At 70.7% G+C, this 16209-nt stretch carries 11 protein-coding genes; 7 read left to right on the top strand and 4 right to left on the bottom strand.

Translation table 11 applies throughout. The features are described from left to right. Window positions 1-230: 230 nt before the first annotated feature. On the bottom strand, window positions 231-1100 hold the full coding sequence (locus tag Aph01nite_RS29085) for a LysR family transcriptional regulator (RefSeq protein WP_204044211.1): 870 nt from the start codon (window positions 1098-1100) through the stop codon (window positions 231-233). A gap of 972 nt (window positions 1101-2072) precedes the next feature. Between Aph01nite_RS29085 and Aph01nite_RS29090 the strand changes: the two genes are divergently transcribed. Both Aph01nite_RS29090 and Aph01nite_RS29095 read left to right on the top strand, forming a co-directional pair. Then, window positions 2073-3023, top strand: coding sequence for a neutral zinc metallopeptidase (locus Aph01nite_RS29090; protein ID WP_239162066.1), 951 nt, complete (start codon window positions 2073-2075; stop codon window positions 3021-3023). 515 nt (window positions 3024-3538) lie between these two features. Beyond that, window positions 3539-5206 carry an LCP family protein gene (locus Aph01nite_RS29095; protein WP_239162067.1) on the top strand — a complete coding sequence of 556 codons (1668 nt, stop codon included), beginning with the start codon at window positions 3539-3541 and terminating at the stop codon, window positions 5204-5206. 165 nt (window positions 5207-5371) lie between these two features. On the opposite strand, the gene Aph01nite_RS29100 is transcribed toward Aph01nite_RS29095, so the two are convergent. After that, window positions 5372-7459 (bottom strand): ThuA domain-containing protein, encoded by a 2088-nt coding sequence (locus tag Aph01nite_RS29100; protein WP_204044214.1) that lies wholly within the window; start codon window positions 7457-7459, stop codon window positions 5372-5374. Window positions 7460-7469: 10 nt separating this feature from the next. Further along, on the bottom strand, window positions 7470-10682 hold the full coding sequence (locus Aph01nite_RS29105; RefSeq protein WP_204044215.1) for a carbohydrate-binding protein: 3213 nt from the start codon (window positions 10680-10682) through the stop codon (window positions 7470-7472). Window positions 10683-11086: 404 nt separating this feature from the next. Between Aph01nite_RS29105 and Aph01nite_RS29110 the strand changes: the two genes are divergently transcribed. From Aph01nite_RS29110 to Aph01nite_RS29125, 4 genes are all read left to right on the top strand, one after another. After that, window positions 11087-12361, top strand: a complete 1275-nt coding sequence (locus Aph01nite_RS29110) for an ROK family transcriptional regulator (RefSeq protein ID WP_239162068.1) — start codon at window positions 11087-11089, stop codon at window positions 12359-12361. Between the two features lie 257 nt (window positions 12362-12618). Further along, complete coding sequence (locus tag Aph01nite_RS29115) at window positions 12619-13977, top strand: S8 family peptidase (RefSeq protein ID WP_204044217.1); 1359 nt, start codon at window positions 12619-12621, stop codon at window positions 13975-13977. 4 nt (window positions 13978-13981) lie between these two features. Further along, window positions 13982-14221 (top strand): hypothetical protein, encoded by a 240-nt coding sequence (locus Aph01nite_RS29120; RefSeq protein WP_204044218.1) that lies wholly within the window; start codon window positions 13982-13984, stop codon window positions 14219-14221. Further along, a complete protein-coding gene (locus Aph01nite_RS29125) occupies window positions 14218-14784 on the top strand; it encodes a P-loop nucleotide/nucleoside kinase family protein (RefSeq protein WP_204044219.1) in 567 nt (188 codons plus the stop codon). Before Aph01nite_RS29120 ends, Aph01nite_RS29125 begins: the two co-directional genes overlap by 4 nt. Here the strand turns inward: Aph01nite_RS29125 and rpsD are convergent. After that, on the bottom strand, window positions 14772-15386 hold the full coding sequence (gene rpsD, locus Aph01nite_RS29130; RefSeq protein ID WP_204044220.1) for a 30S ribosomal protein S4: 615 nt from the start codon (window positions 15384-15386) through the stop codon (window positions 14772-14774). The two genes, Aph01nite_RS29125 and rpsD, sit on opposite strands and share 13 nt — an antisense overlap. A 69-nt stretch (window positions 15387-15455) precedes the next feature. On the opposite strand from rpsD, the gene Aph01nite_RS29135 reads away from it, so the two are divergent. Beyond that, window positions 15456-16175 (top strand): DUF2470 domain-containing protein, encoded by a 720-nt coding sequence (locus Aph01nite_RS29135; RefSeq protein ID WP_204044221.1) that lies wholly within the window; start codon window positions 15456-15458, stop codon window positions 16173-16175. The last annotated feature ends 34 nt before the right edge of the window (window positions 16176-16209 follow it).

Raw genomic sequence — 16209 nt, forward strand, 5'->3', positions numbered from 1 at the left:
GGTGGGGGCTTCTGGTGGGGGCTTCTGGTGGGGGCTTCTGGTGGGGGCTTCTGGTGGGGGCTTCTGGTGGGGGCTTCTGGTGGGGTGGGAAAGGGCCAGGCCGGGGCGTCGTGGGGGTGACAGCCCGGCCTGGGTTGGTGCGGTGATGCTTCGGGAAATGGCCGATCCAGAAGTTTCACCGTTCTTGCTGATATTTCGTCCCTGGGGTGGGATTGGAACGGTCCAGGCTATTAGGCGGCGGAGCCGCCCTCGGCGAGGGTGAGGAAGTCCTGCGCCATGGCGGGGAGGCGCTTGCGGGCGTGGACGATGGCGATGATCTTCCGTACCGAGGGGTCCAGGGAGCGGACGACCAGGCCGGCGCGGGTGGCCTGCTCGGCCATGCCCCGGTACCAGAGCAGGGACGCCTTCCCGTCCCGTACGGCGGGGAGCCAGCGGGCTCGCTCGTCGGACTCGATGGCGGGGATGGGGCGCACGCCGTACGTCGCGAAGATCGCGTCGAACTCCTTGCGGCGGGGGCTGCCGGGTGAGGGCAGGACCAGGCGCATGCCGTTGAGCCGGTTCATCGGGATGGGGTCGGGGAGGTCGAGGCCCGGCGGCGAGATCAGGACGATCTCCTGGCGCTCCAGGGGATGGCTGATCAGGTCGGTGGGCACCGGCAGGTCGGTCAGCCCGAGGTCGGCTCGCTGCTCGCGGACGGCGCTGACCACGCTTTCGCGGCCGTCGCAGCGGACGATGTGCACGCGGATGCCCGGATGCTCCGCCACGTAGGCGGGCAGCAGGCGGCCGGCGAGCCCCGGCTCCAGGCTGGGGGTGGAGGCGATCCGGAGTTCGGCGCCCGTGGTGTGCGAGTGGGTGGCGAGTGCCTCGATCTCCCGGACGGCGTCGAGCGCCTCCCGGGCGAGTTTGACGACTCGCCGCCCTTGAGCGGTGACGACCACGCCACGACCGGACCGCGCGAACAGCGTCATCCCCAGCTCCCGCTCAAGATCCCGGATGGCACGGGAGAGAGCGGGCTGGGCGATGTAGAGGGATCTGGCCGCGTCGGTCATGGTGCGGTGCTCCGCGGTGGCTACCACGTAACGGAGCTGCTGCAGATTCATGCCAAAAACGCTAGGGCAGAGCAGGCCGGTGATTCCGGAACATCGCAGAGATCACCTCGTCTGATTACGGATTGTGCTCGACTGCTGCTACATCCGTGACGGGTGTTAAATCAGTATTGTTCTGCCCAATCTCGCGCAAAGGGGTAGACCGTGGGGCCGCATAACCCTCAACCGCCTTCGGGCGGCCATCCATACGGCCAACCACCCCCGCAGGCCCGTCCGAATCCGCCCTCCGGCGACACCCGGCCCACGCAGGAACTCCCGAACCCGGCCCAGGAGAACACCCGTTCCTTCCCGCCGGGAACCCACCCGGGACCCCCACCAGAGACACTGACGGGAACCCCGCCGCACCCGCCGGGCGAGCCCGGAGGAACCTTACCTCCGCCCGGATTGTCCTCGGGCCACCCAGGAACCACGCAGCCGCCCGCAACGCCGCCAACCGGGCCAGAAGCCGCGCAAACACACCAAGGACCCCGGGGCCGGGCAGGCACCTCACCGCCCCCCGGCATGCATCCAGCCCACCCAGGAACCACCCAGCCGCCCGCAACGCCAGCAACCGGGCCAGAAGCGGCACAAGCACACCAAGGACCCCGAGGCTGGACAGGTACCCCACCGCCCCCCGGCATGCATCCAGCCCAACCAGGGACCACGCCCTCCGGGATGCATTCCGACCAGCCAAGGACCACGCCCACCGGTATGCCGCAGGGCCGGGGAGGAACCGCGCAGCCGCCGGGACAGCCCGGGACGGGGCAAGCACCCGGAACGCATCCGGCTCGGCCGGGCGGCCATGTGCCCCCTCCCGGGCGCCATACACCCCCGCCCGGACGGCAGGCGGGGCCGTTCTTCCCGCCGGGAACCCCTCAGGGGCCGCTGTTCCCTCAGGGCGCGCGACCGGCCCCGCAAGGCCCCTACGGGCCGCCACGGCACATTCCGCCGCACTGGCGGCCACCCCGGCGCAAATCGAGCGCCGGAGTGATCGTCGCCGGGCTGCTCGGCCTCGGCGCGTTCTTGTTCGCGATTCTGATCGTGGGATCAGCCTTGTCGAACGGCTCAAGGGAGGACGGCACGCTCCCCCGGTCCGCGTTCCCCACCACCCGCCCGGACGGCACCGACCCGGACCGCCCGCGCTCGAACGGAGACGCGAACCCGACCGCCGACCCAACGGAGAACCCCAACCCTCGCCCGGTCCGGCTGGACCGCTCACTCAAGACGAACACGCTCTACCAGGTCGGGGCCCTGCCGCGAACTCGATGCCCGGCGGGCAACGCCAGCATCTACAACCACCGCCAGCTGAAGGCGCTCATCCTCAAGACCGGCGCCTGCATGAGCAAGTCCTGGAAACCCCGCCTGGAGAAGGCCGGTATCACGTTCTACCCCCCGAGGTACGCGATCGTCGCCCGCTCCGGCCGGGGCGCCTGCGGCGACTTCCCCATGCGCAACAGCGTCGTCCCCTACTACTGCCCCTCCAACACGACGATCTACGCCTCCACCTCCGCCATGGCCAGCGGCCGGAACGGCCAGCAGGGGTACGGCGCCCTGGTCAGCTGGCACGGCGGCGTCATCGGCATGATGGCCCACGAGTACGGCCACCACGTGCAGTACCTCAGCGGCCTCTCGCAGACCCGCTGGGAGGAGAGCCAGGGCGTGTCGGAGAGCCGCCGCCTGGCGATCAGCCGCCGGTTCGAGCTACAGGCCAACTGCCTGAGCGGCATGTTCATGCGCTCGGTCGCCGGCACGTACCCGATCCCGGCGAGCCGCCGCCAGAACCTGTTCTACTTCTTCTCCAACGTCGGCGACTGGCCGGGCTACCCGCGCGACCACGGTACCCCGGCCAACAGCGGCGCCTGGTTCCGCCAGGGATGGCAACGCCAGCAGGCCCACCAGTGCAACACCTGGGCCGTCGGCTCCTCCACGGTGTCCTGACCCGGCGGGCGTTCCTCCGGAACGGTGTCCTGACCCGGCGGGCGTTCCTCCGGAACGGTGTCCTGACCCGGCAGGCGTTCCTCCGGAACGGTGTCCCGACCCGGCAGGCACTCCCCGGAACGGTGTCCTGCTCCGGTAGGCCCTCGGATCGGTGCCCGGCTCGGCGGGCGCTCCCCCGAACAATGTCCCGACCCGGCGGCACTCCCCAGAACGGTGTCCTGATCCGGTGAGCCCCTCGGAACGGCGGGCGCTCCCCCCAACTCTGTCCTCTCCCGACGGGCCCTTACCCCGGGATGTGACTTGATCAGCGGATAGTCCCCTTACAGCGGATTTCAAGCACCGGTTCTTAGTCTTGTGTCAGTCTTGTCCAGTTATGGGAGCTAGAATCCCTGGTCATTGCCTTGGCATTAGCAAACAGATGGGAGCGGTCTGCCATGCCACGAGGGGGAGCCGCAGACGACGAGGGCCGTCCGCGTCGGACTCGCAGGCGACCCGTCCCTCGTGATCAGCAGCCCGTGCACGGCCCGTCCGCCGGCCCGCCGCCGCAGCAGCAGCCGTTGCGGACGACGGACACGCAACCCGCCCGTCCCGGGCAGTCCCGCCGCCGCGGCGCCGCGAGCAGGCCCGCCGAGGAGCACACCCACGGCCGTACGAATGTGCAGACCGTCGCCGAGGAAGCCGCCTGGCAGGAGAGCCCCGAGCCTCCCCGGCGCTCCAAGGGACGCCCGAATCCCCGTTTCGCCCCCATGTCGACCGGCGCGATCATCGGCTGGACGGCCCTCTCCGCGTTCATCCCCGGCGCGGCCCACCTCCGCGCGGGCAAACGGCGCGGCGGCTTCATCCTGCTCGGCGCGTTCGGGGTGATCCTGATCGCCGCCGTCCTGTACGGCATGCAGTTCATCGGCAACGTGGGCGCGGCCATCCGGGAGAGCACCCTCATCACGGTCACCGTCGCCGCCATCGTGCTGGCGCTGGCCTGGTTCGTGCTGGTGCTGCTGTCGTACATCACGCTGGGCCCCGACCGGCTCCCGCAGTCCGGCCAGATCATCTCCGGCATCGTCGTGGGCGTGCTGTGCGTGACGGTGATGGCGCCGTTCGCGCTCACCGCGACCACGGTCAACAGCACCCAGGACTTCCTGGACGCGTTCCCGTCCGAGCACGAGAACCCGACCGCGGTCCCGGTCAAGGCCGAGGACCCGTTCAACGGCCGCAAGCGGATCAACTTCCTGCTCATCGGCGGCGACGCGGCCGGCAACAGGACCGGCGTGCGGACCGACTCGATGACGGTGGCCAGCGTCAACATCGCCACCGGCAACACGGTGCTGTTCAGCCTGCCGCGCAACCTGCAGCACGTGCACTTCTCGGCGCGCAGCCCGCTGCACAAGCAGTTCCCGGAGGGCTTCCACCGCGAACTGCCCAACGGCGGCCTGCTCAACGAGGTCTGGCAGTACGCCGAGGACTACCCCAACCTGGGCGTACGCGGCCCGGAGGCGCTCAAGGACGCCATCGGCACCACGCTCGGCATGCACATCGACTACTACGCCATGGTGGACATGTTCGGCTTCGCGGCCCTCATCGACGCCATCGGCGGCCTCAAGATCCGCGTCGCCCAGGACGTGAAGTACGGCGGCAAGTTCGGCACCGCCGGCACCATCAGGGCCGGCTACCGCCGCCTCAACGGCGAGCAGGTCCTCTGGTACGGCCGCTCCCGCGTGGACAGCGACGACTTCAGCCGCATGGCCCGGCAGCGCTGCGTCATCGGCGCGCTCGCCCAGCAGGCCAGCCCGGCCGTGGTGCTCGCCAACTTCACGAAGATCATCCAGGCGGCGAAGCGGCTGTTCCGGACCGACATCCCGCGCGGCCTCCTGGAGCACCTGGTGGACCTGGGCCTGAAGGTCAAGGGCGCGAAGATCACCAGTACCCAGTTCGTGCCGCCGCAGATCTGGCCGGGCAGTCCCGACTGGGAGAAGATCAAGAAGATGACGCTGACGGCCATCCGCAAGTCGGTGGGCACCACCCCGGTCGTCGCCACGGCCAGCCCGTCGGCGTCCGCGCCGGGCGGCTCGACTCCCACGGCCACCCCGACCCCGTCGGCCACGCCCACCTCCTCCGGAGGACTGGCCACCCCGACCCCGAACAAGAACACCGCCGACCAGACCCTGTCGGAGCTCTGCGGCTTCTGACGGACCCGTCCCGAGCCCGTCCTCGTCCTCTTCGCAAGCGCGGAGGCCAAGGGCGGGCTCTTGGCGTTCGCACCGAAAGCCAGATAGAGGCCGTACAAGACAGCCGTACAGGACGAAAGAGAAGGGCCGGTCCTCGGCGCAGGACCGGCCCTTCGGATCGAGGGGTTACTTGGTGATGGTCACGGTGTCGATGTCGAACAGGTTGCCCGAGCCGCCCACGAACACCAGGTAGAGCGTCCCCGGCACGTTGCCGGTCAGGTTGGTGGACGCGGTCTGGAAGGTGTCCCAGCTACCGGTGTTCGGGAGCGTGATCGACCCCAGCAGGGTGCCGGTCTGCGAACCCGACCGGATCTGCACGGTGCCGCCCGACCCGCCGGACGAGAACCGCACGCCGGCCGTCTTGGCTCCCGAGGTGTTGACCGTGGAGTACGCCGTCCAGTCGCCGTTCTCGATGTAGCCGGCCGTGCGCCCGCCGCTGGCCGGCGTGTGGTTGGCCACCTGGACGCCGGACTGCGCGGTCCAGTTCTCGCCCTCCACGGTCTGGGTGGTGACGGTCGACCGGGTGAGCGTGATCGTGTCGATGTCGAACAGCGCCCCGGAGCCGCCGGAGAAGGTGACGAACAGCGGCCCGGTCCCGGAGCCGTTCAGTGTCGTGGTGACGGTCTGGAAGGTGTCCCAGCTGCCCGTGTTCGGCACGGCGACCGTACCCAGCACCGGGCCGGTCTGGGAGCCGGAGCGGACGGTGATCGTGCCGCCGGGGCCGCCGGAGGAGATCCTGGCGGTGAAACCGGTGGCGTTCACGGTGCTGAGCGTCGAGTAGCCCGCCCAGTCGCCGCTGTCGATGTAGCCGACGGTGAGGCCGCCGCTGGCCGCCGCGTGCCCGGCCGTCTGCACGCCGGACTGCGAGGTGAACGCCTCGCCCTCCACCGTGTTCTGGGTGGGCGGCGGGCCGCCCAGCTCCTTGATCCGGATGTTGCGGAACGACACGTCGTCGCCGGTCCCGTGGTTCTGGATGCCGATGTAGCCGGAGGTCAGCGAACGCGCGGGGTCGGTGTTGGTGAAGTCGTTGATCTGCCGGCCGTTCAGGTAGACGCGGACCCGCTCGCCCTCGACCAGGATCTCGTAGGTGTTCCAGGCCCCGGGCGGGTTGAGCGCGGCGTCCCTGGCGGCGATGTCGGCCGACTTGAAGCCGTAGATGGAGCCCGTGGTCCGGTCCGCGGTGTCGGTGGCGTCGATCTGGACCTCGTGGCCCTGGTTGATCGCCGACTGCGGGTCGGTGGGCGTCGGGAAGCCGAGCAGGATGCCCGAGTTGTCGTCGCCGGGCATCGTCCAGTCCAGCTTCAGCGAGTACGAGCCGTACTGCTTGGCCGAGTACCAGAGCATGCCCATGCCGCCGACCGAGGTCAGCGTGTTGTTGCCGTTGGTGAAGCTGCCGGGCCCGTTCTGGGTCCAGCCGGTGGTGGAGCCGTTGTAGAGGGTGGTGTAGCCGGTCTCCGCGCGGCAGTCCTGCTTGGCCCATCCGGCGGCGTACCGGATGCCGCCGAGCAGCAGGGTGCGGAACGCCGTCTCGGCGTACGTGGCCTGGGTGTGGCCGAGCCCGGTGTAGAACGCGCGGCCGTTGCTTACGGTCTTGCACCAGGTGATCGGGTGGTCGGCGCCCATGCCGCCGCCGCTGTAGCTGCCCTCGTCCAGGTTCTGAAGGATCTTGGCCGTGCCGCGGGGGTTGGTGCGGTAGTTGTACCACTCGTCGGATCGGGACCAGGTCGGGCCGAGGTGGGCGGTGGCGGCGTGCGCGCGGTCCTCGGTCCGTACGGTGGCGGTCTGGATGGCGGGGTGGCTGTTGAAGTACGCGCCGACCAGGTTGCCGTAGAACGACCAGTCGTACTCGGTGTCGGCGGCGGCGTGCACGCCCACGTACCCGCCGCCGCCGTTGACGTAGTTCTCGAAGGCGGTCTGCTGGGTGGCGTTCAGCACGTCGCCGGTGGTGCTCATGAAGACGACGGCCTTGAAGTTGGCCAGGTTGGCCGCGGTGAAGGCGTTGGCGTCCTCGGTGGCGGTGACGGTGAAGTTGTTGGCCGCCCCGAGGTCGCGTACCAGCTGGATGCCCTGCAGGATGGAGTCGTGCCGGAACCCGGCGGTCTTGGAGAAGACCAGGACCTGGTACGCCGGGTCGGCCGCGTGCGCCGCGGTCGGCACGGCCAGGACCGTGGCGGCCGCGACGAACGTGGCCACGGCTAAGCTGAGCCGTTTCATCACGTGCCTCCTACTTGGTGATGGTGACGGTGTCGATGTCGAACAGGTTCCCGGAGCCGCCCACGAAGACCAGGTAGAGCGTCCCCGACACGTTGCCCGTGAGGGTGGTGGACGCGTTCTGGAAGGTCTCCCAGCCGCCCGTGTTGGGCAGCGTGATCGAGCCCAGCAGGGTGCCGGTCTGCGAGCCCGACCGGATCTGCACGGTGCCGCCGGAGCCGGCCGAGGAGAACCGCACGGCGGCCGTCTTGGCCCCCGAGGTGTTCATCTGGGAGTAGGCCGCCCAGTCGCCGTTCTCGATGTGCCCGGCGGTGAGGCCGCCGCTGGCCGGCGGGTGGGTGGCGTTGATGACGCCGCTCTGGGCGCTCCACGCCTCACCCTCGATCGTGGTGCTGCCGCCCCGGGCGATCGAGAAGGTGTCGATGTCGAACAGCGCGCCGGATCCGCCGGAGAAGGTGAGGAAGAGCGGCCCGGTGCCCGCGCCGTTGAGCGTGGTGGACACGTTGGCGAAGGTGTCGAAGCTGCCGGTGTTCGGCACGGCCACGCTGCCCAGGACCGGCCCGGTCTGCGAGCCGGAGCGGATGGTGATCGTGCCGCCGGGGCCGCCGGAGGAGATCCTGGCGGTGAAGCCGGTGCCGCCCACGGTGGTCACGTTGGAGTAGCCGGCCCAGTCGCCGTTGTCGATGTAGCCGACGGTCTGGCCGCCGCTGGCGCCCGCGTGCCCGGCCGTCTGCACGCCGGACTGCGAGGTGAACGCCTCGCCCTCGATGGTGCCGGCCGGTGGGGTGGTGCCGGTGTTGAAGGTGAAGGCGTCCAGGTCGAACAGGTTGCCCTGCCCGGTCACGCCCTTGAAGACCAGGAACAGCGTGGTGGTCCCGGAGGGCAGGTTGCTCAGGTTGGCGTTGACGTTGACGAAGGTGTCCCAGCCGCCGGTGGGCGCCACGGTCGCGGTGCCGTGCAGGGTGCCGGTGGCCGAGCCGGAGCGGACCTCCAGGGTGCCGCCGACGCCGCCGGAGGAGACCCGGGCGGTGATGCTGGTGGCGTTGGAGATGTTGTACGGCGTGAACGAGATCCAGTCGCCGTTGTCGACGAAGCCGACCGTGGTGCCGCCTTCGGCCGTGCCGTGGGTGGCCGGCTGGATGCCGTTCTGGGCGCCGAAGTGCTCGGCCTGCCGGTGCTTCGGCTGGGTGGTGCGGATGCTGTGGGTGGTGAGGCCGCCGTTGTCGGTGTACTCGGCGTCGAAGACCCCGTAGATGTTGGCGGCGGCGTCGTGCTCGCCGTCCGACGGCACGGTCAGCGTGCCCGAGCAGCCGTTCTGCGAGGTGATCTGGTGGCTGTGGCTGTCATGGCCGAGGAAGTAGGTGACCTTGACGCGGGAGCAGGTGATCGTCCCGTCCTGCGGGTCGGTGACGGTGACCGAGAACGGCACGCTGTCGCCGAAGTTGAACAGCTGGCCGTTGCCGGGCAGGTTCAGGGTGACCGTCGGCGCCGTGTTGCCGACCGTGATCGTCACGTTGGCGGTGCCGGTCAGGCCCTGCGGGTCCCGTACGGTCAGGGTCACGTTGTAGGTGCCGTTGGCGGTGTAGGTGTGGCTCGGGTTGGCGGCCGTGGAGTTGGCGGTGCCGTCGCCCCAGTTCCACGAGTAGGTGAGCGCGCCGCCCTCGGGGTCGGAGCTGCCCGCCGAGGAGAACGCGACGGTCAGCGGCGCGACGCCGGAGGTCGGGGTGCCCGCCGCCTTGGCGATCGGGTTGCGGTTGGTGCCGCCGATGTACTCCACCCGCCAGAGGGCCTGGTTGCCCGAGCCGGTGCCGTAGTCGAGCACGTAGAGGGCGCCGTCGGGGCCGAAGGCCATGTCCATGACCTGGGTGCCGGTCCACGGCAGGCCGGAGATCTCGCCGTACCCGCCGGAGGAGGTGACCGCGATGGCCTTGATCCAGCGGCGGCCGTACTCGCCGGCGAAGTAGCGGCCGTCGAGGGACTGCGGGAACTTGACCGTGGAGGTGGAGGCGGCGTCGTAGCGGTAGACCGGGCCGCCCATGGGGGATTCTGAGCCGCCGCCGAACTCGGGCGGGGAGCCGGCGTCCCCGCCGTACCGGATCCAGGCCGGCTTGGCGGCCGGGAGGGTGGTCAGGCCGGTGTTGCGGAAGGAGTTGTTGGCCGGGCCGCCGGCGCAGTTGTACTTGGCCTGGGACGGGCCGCTGGGGAAGGTGTACTCGTTGTAGGTCTCGGCGGTGGTGTTGTTGCCGGTGCAGTACGGCCAGCCGTAGAAGCCGGGCGAGGTGATGCGGTTGAACTCGACCTGCCCGCCGGGCCCGCGGTTCGGGTCGGTCGCGCCCGCGTCCGGGCCGTAGTCGCCCAGGTAGACGATGCCGGTGGCCTTGTCCACGCTCATCCGGAACGGGTTGCGGAAGCCCATCGCGTAGATCTCGGGACGGGTGTTCGCGGTGCCCGCCGGGAACATGTTCCCGGCCGGGATGGAGTAGGAGTTGCCGTCCGCGGCCGGCTTGATGCGGATCAGCTTGCCGCGCAGGTCGTTGGTGTTGGCGGAGGAGCGCTGCGCGTCGAACTGCGGGTTGCGGTTGGTGCGCTCGTCGATCGGGGTGTACGAGTTGGACTCGAACGGGTTGGTGTCGTCACCGGTGGTCAGCCACAGGTTGCCCTGGGCGTCGAAGTCGATGTCGCCGCCCGCGTGGCAGCACTGGCCGCGGTCGTTGTCGACCCTGAGCACGATCTTCTCGCTGGCCAGGTCGAGCGTGTTCGACGTGGTCAGGGTGAACCGGGACAGGTAGAACTGGCCCTTCCAGGTGTTCCAGTCCGTCTGGGTGCCGGTGGTCGGCGCGTCCCCGTTGGGGGTGGAGAGCCGGGGCGAGTAGTAGAGCCAGATGTGCCGGTTCGTGGCGAAGCCGGGGTCCACGGCGACGCCCTGCAGGCCCTCCTCGTCGTGGGTGTACACGTTGAGCGTGCCCGCGAGGGAGGTGTTGCCGTTGACGTCGGTGATGCGCACCTGGCCGCCGCGGGCGGTGTGGATCACGGAGCGGTTCGGCATGACCGCGAGGGACATCGGCTCGCCGAGCTCGTTCGCGCCGGAGGCGAGGGAGATCTGCTGGTAGTCGGAGGCGGGCAGGTCCGCCGCTCGCGCCGGGCCGGTGGTGACGACACTGCCGGCGACGACCAGGACGGCCGCCACGGCCAGCCGGGTCCACAGCCTCGGATGGGGTCGTGACATAGGATGTTTCCTTCCTGACCATGGAATCAGTCAGGCAAGGCGCGCGCCGCCGCGCTGGTTGCCGTTGTGCTGGGTGCAGTGTGGCGTTGTGGAGCGGTGGAGCGGAACCGACTGAAAGACATAGACGGGTGCTGCGTCTGTAGCATGCGTCTTTCAGTCGATTTTTTGCGAGCACAGGGAAGAATTTACCGCTTTCTAACACACCAGCCATCACCCTGTATACCCCCCGTGTCGAAACGTCCGGAAAACCCGGTGTGTTACGGAAGTGTTACCTCGGCGAATCGTTTCAACGCTTGCGTGGGTACGCAAGAACGTCATTTAATTCGGCGCGCCATGCAAATTAATCCGCTCGGAGGGTCGACTTCCTGAGCGGATCCCGCAACATGACCCCCTGGAGGACGCGCGTGCGGCCGGTTCACTACGGGCTCGCGGACATCCCGGCCGACCAGGCCACCGTCCGGAGGTCCAACCTCTCGCTGGTGCTCCGCCACCTGCGCGAGCACGGGCCGCAGTCCAGATCCGCCGTCGCCGCCGCCACCGGCCTCAACAAGACCACCGTCACCAGCCTGGTCGGCGAACTCCGCGCCCGCGGCCTGATCAGGGAGAACGGCCCCCAGCACGCCGGCTCGGTGGGCCGCCCCGGCCTGGCCCTCACCCTCGACGGCACCCGCGTCGGCGCGCTCGGCCTGGAGATCAACGTCGACTACATCGCCGCCTTCGCCACCGACCTGGGCGGCCGCGTCCTCATCGACCGCCGCGTCGGCTTCGACGCCATGGGCTGCGACCCCGAACGCTCCCTGGACGAACTGGCCACCGTCGCCCGCGAGGCCCTGGCCGAACTCGGCCTGCTCGGCATCCACGTGGCCGGCATCACCGTGGCCGTGCCCGGCCTCATCGACGGCGCCAACGGCGTCGTCCACGTCGCCCCCAACCTCGGCTGGTACGGCGTGCCCGTCGCCGAACGCCTCTCCTGGGACGTAGCCCCCACCATCCCCGTCACCGTCGTCAACGACGCCAACCTCGCCGCCCTGGCCGAATACACCAGCGGCGTCGCGGCCGGCACCACCGACCTGGTCTACCTCACCGGAGAGGTCGGCGTCGGAGGCGGCATCATCGCCGGCGGCCGGCTGCTCGGCGGCGCCGACGGTTTCGCCGGCGAGGTCGGCCACGTCATGGTGGACTCCGCGGGCGACAAGTGCGGCTGCGGCCGCACCGGCTGCTGGGAGACCAAGGTCGGCCTCGCCGCCCTGGTCCGCATGGTCACCCCCGACCACGCCTACGGCGTACCGGACGGGATCGTCCGCGACCCCGAGGAACGGCTCGCCGAGATCGAACGCCGCCAGGCCGACGGCGACCCGCAGGTCGCGGCGGCGCTGGCCGAAGTCGGCCGCTGGCTGGGCCTCGGCTCGGCCACCCTGGTCCGCCTGTTCAACCCCCGCGTGATCGTCGTGGGCGGCTACTTCGCCCGCCTGGCCGAGCACCTGCTCCCCCGCGCCCAGGCCGAACTGACCCGGCTCGGCGTCACCGGGACGGTCGCGCACTGCACATTCGTCGCCTCCGACCTCGGCTTCGGCGCCGCGTCCCGGGGAGCGGCCGGCGTGGTCGTGGACCGGGTCCTGGCCGACCCGACCGCGATCGAGATCCTGCCACCCGAGATGTCCACGCTCAGCGGGTCCTGACCCCGCCACCCCCCGACTCCCGTCCGTCCGGCCGGCCGGTCCCGCCGCGACGCCGTTCACGCCGACCTCGGCGCCCCGGCGAGGGTGCCACCCGGTCCGGCCAGACGGACGGGCCTTTCCTTTAACTCGAATAACTCGAATTTCGTGGCGCATCGTCCGGTCAAGGCATGTATGGCGGCTTATATGCGGGTGGACGCTTCACGGGTGATGTACGAGGGTGGTCAGGTCCGGCAAGCCCTCCCCCGGAGTGAGAACGCATGCGTGTCCTGATCCAGCTCCGTCCCTCTCCCGACCTCGTGGCCGCCGTGGCCGACCCGTCCATGACGGCCACGACCTCCGACGTGTCCGACGGCCTGCCCGGCGTCGTGCTGGACCAATCCTTCACCCCGGTGGCGGTGCCCCGGCCGGTGCCCGCCTCGCCCACCGGCGACCCGCTGTCGCTGAACCAGCCGCTCGTCTACTCGATGGCGCCGGACCAGGCGTCGGTGGTGCTGCGCGGCGAGGTGTCCGACGACGAGGTGAACGTGCGCATGTCGCTGCTGCCCGGCCGGCGCGACGTGGTGGCCGTCTACGCCGACCCGGTCATCGAGACCTCGCTCACCTGCGGCGGCGACCCGCCGGTGGGCGACTGGCGCGACGTCGAGCGGCTGATGCGGGTGGCCGAGCTGCGGGCCGAGGGCCTGGACGGCTCGGGCGTGACCCTGGCCGTGACCGACACCGGCATCAACGCCGCCCACGTCGCGCGGCAGCTCGGCCGGGCCACGACCGTGGACCGGGACCGCAGCTGGTCTCCGGACGGCGTGCCCGGCCAGCCGGGCGAGTTCGCGGTGGACCACGGCACCATGTGCGCCTTCGACGCGCTGATCGCCGCGCCGCGGGCGTCGCTGATCGACATCCCGGTGCTGCTGTCGGAGCGCCCGGGCGGGTCCGCGCTGGACGGGCTGCTCTCGGACGCGGTGGCGGCGTTCGCGCATCTGCGTACCGTGCTGGACGCGCAGCCGGCCGCGACCCGCTCGCTGGTCGTGTCCAACAGCTGGGGCTCCTTCTCGCCGCGCTGGGACTTCCCGCCGGGGCATCCCGGCAACTACAGCGACAACCCGGCGCACCCGTTCAACCTGATCGTCGGCAGCCTCGCCGAGGCCGGGGCCGACCTGCTGTTCGCGGCGGGCAACTGCGGCCGGGACTGCCCGGACGGCCGCTGCGCCTACCCGGACCGGCCGATCACCGGCGCCAACTCGCACGCCAAGGTCCTGTCCGTCGGCGGGGTGGACGTGAACGGGCACCGGGTCGGCTACTCCTCCCAGGGCCCCGGACGGCTGACCGCGCGCAAGCCGGACATCTGCGCGTACACGCATTTCGCGGGGTCGTGCGCGTTCGGCGCGGACTCGCCGGACTCGGGGACCTCCGCCGCCTGCCCGGTCGCGGCCGGTCTGGTCGCCGCCATCCGCACCCAGTGGCCCGCCTCCCGCCTGTCCCCCGGCCAGCTCCGCACACTGCTCCGCCGCAGCGCCGATGATCGTGGCGAGCTCGGGTATGACTATGACTACGGCTACGGCATCGTGGACGTGGCCGGCATCATCGGAGCCCTGCGGAGCAGGGCGGACAGAGCGGCATGACGTCATGGTTCTCATCACCGTACGGCTCCCGCGGAGCGCGACCATGGAGACGGCGCTGCGCAGGCTCGCCCTGACCAAGGAGGACGTCGACACCGGCTACGGCCTGGTCCCGCTGGACCCGGACAAGGGCGTCTTCGGCATGCGGGTCACCCCGCAGGCCGCCCAGCGGCTGACCGAGGGCGGCCACGACTTCGACGGCCCGTGGTCCGACCCCCGGATCGAGCCGTTCGGCCCGCCGCGTTGACGGTCTGGGTGGTCTCGGGCCCGCCCGGGTCCGGCAAGTCGACCGTGTGCGCGCGCCTGCTGGCGCTGCTGCGCCCGGTCCCGGCCCTGCTGGACAAGGACACCCTCTACGGCGACTTCGTCGCGGCCACCTTGGCGGCCCACGACCGGCCGCCGGGCGAGCGCGAGGGCCCCTGGTACGACGAGCACATCAAGCGCCACGAATACGCGGGCCTGACCGCGGCCGCGCGGGAGATCCGCTCGCACGGCTGCCCCGTCCTGCTCAGCGGGCCGTTCACCGGGCAGGTGCACGACGCGGAACGGTGGCGGCTCTGGGTGAAGGAGCTGGGCGGGCCGCCCGTCCACCTCCTGTGGGTACGCTCCGACGCCGTGACCCTGCGGGAGCGCCTGGTCGCGCGCGGCTCGCCCCGGGACGCCGGCAAGCTCGCGGACTTCCCGGCGTTCCTGGAGGCGATACGGGTGGACGAGCCGCCCGCCGTGCCGTACCTGGAGGTCGACAACCGGCGTGGGGCGCGGGCGGTGGACGAGCAGCTCGCGGCGTACCTGGCGGCTCAGCGGGAGTAGTGCTCCACGACCAGCTGCTCGTCCACGGGGACGGCGATCTGCTCGCGGACCGGGCGGGTCAGCAGCGTGGCGGTGAGGTTCTGGTGGTCCACCGACAGGTAGGCCGCGATGCGGTCGTCCGCGTAGACGCCCTCGGCGGCGGCCACGAACGGCTGCATCGGACGGGACCTGGCGCGTACGCCGATGGTCTGGCCCGGCTTGACCAGGTAGCTGGGGATGTCCACCTTGCGGCCGTCCACGGTGATGTGGCCGTGGTTGACGTACTGCCGGGCGGCGTAGATCGACGGGGCGAGGCCCGCCCGCAGCACCAGGGACGCGAGCCGGGTCTCCAGGATCGACACGAGTTCCTCGCCCGACCGGCCGGGGCGGCGCAGCGCGAGATCCCAGTACCGCCGCAGCTGGCGTTCCGAGACGTCGTAGTACCAGCGCAGCTTCTGCTTCTCCAGCAGCCGCACGCCGTAGTCGCCCGTGTTCCTGCGGTTGGTCTTGCGCCCGTGCTCACCGGGCGGGTACGGCCGCTGCTCGAAGTACTTCACCGCCTTCCGGGTCAGCGGGACTCCCGCCCGCCGGGACAGCCGCACCTTGGGACCGGTGTAGCGCACGCTCACTCCTTTGTGGTTAGGTAAGCCTTAGTTAGGTAAGACTAACCTTAGCACCGCTGAAGGAGCGTCATGCAGCACCCGGTCACGGCAGCCCCCATCCCGGAACGCGTCCGCACCCTCGCCGCGGGCGCGGCCCCCACGCACGTCTCGGTGCCGGGTTCGGTCCTGCCCGCCTCGGCCGTACGCGGCGGCGTCGACGCCCAGGGACGCCCCGTCCTCCTCGTCAAACCCGGCGAACCCCTGTACGACCTGGCCGACGAGATCGTCGTCACCGTCGACCTGGTGGCCACCAGAACCATCGACGCAACCGACCGCGCTCGCGGCATGCTCAAAGTGCGCGGCTGGGCCCAGCCCGTCCCCGGCGAAGACCTCCGCGCCGCCGCGATCGCCATCGCCGAGCGCTGCCCCGACGAAGACCTCTTCGCCGCCCTCGAATCCCGCGGCCCCCGGCTCATCCGCGTCGACGTCGCCCAGGTCGTCTACCTGACCGGGCAGGAATCCGGCGTCCTCGACGCCGAGGAGTACCTGGCCGCCACCCCCCACCCCCTCCTCGACGCCGCGGAACGCATGCTCCATCACGTCAACTCCGCCCACCGCGCCCAGCTCGTCCTGGCCGTAGCCAAACTCCTCGGCGGGCCCGCCCCGCACGCCTGGCTCTGGGAACTCGACCGCTTCGGCGCCACCGTCCGCACCGCCCCGGACCACCTGATCCGCCTCCCCTGGCCGGACCCCGTCACCTCCGCCACGGAACTGGAGCAGGCGCTGGCGTGCCTCGTCTGCGCGCACTAGTCAGCTGAGGAGGCCGCGCGGCGATCGGATATTT

It is taken from the genome of Acrocarpospora phusangensis (assembly GCF_016862995.1).
Taxonomy (GTDB): Bacteria; Actinomycetota; Actinomycetes; order Streptosporangiales; family Streptosporangiaceae; genus Acrocarpospora; species Acrocarpospora phusangensis.

Coding starts and splice junctions, on each gene's coding strand:
- Aph01nite_RS29135 (WP_204044221.1), top strand. CDS start 15,456: ATGCAGCACCCGGTCACGGCAGCCCCCATCCCGGAACGCGTCCGCACC.
- Aph01nite_RS29100 (WP_204044214.1), bottom strand. CDS start 7,459: ATGAAACGGCTCAGCTTAGCCGTGGCCACGTTCGTCGCGGCCGCCACG.
- Aph01nite_RS29105 (WP_204044215.1), bottom strand. CDS start 10,682: ATGTCACGACCCCATCCGAGGCTGTGGACCCGGCTGGCCGTGGCGGCC.
- Aph01nite_RS29085 (WP_204044211.1), bottom strand. CDS start 1,100: ATGAATCTGCAGCAGCTCCGTTACGTGGTAGCCACCGCGGAGCACCGC.
- Aph01nite_RS29120 (WP_204044218.1), top strand. CDS start 13,982: ATGGTTCTCATCACCGTACGGCTCCCGCGGAGCGCGACCATGGAGACG.
- Aph01nite_RS29115 (WP_204044217.1), top strand. CDS start 12,619: ATGCGTGTCCTGATCCAGCTCCGTCCCTCTCCCGACCTCGTGGCCGCC.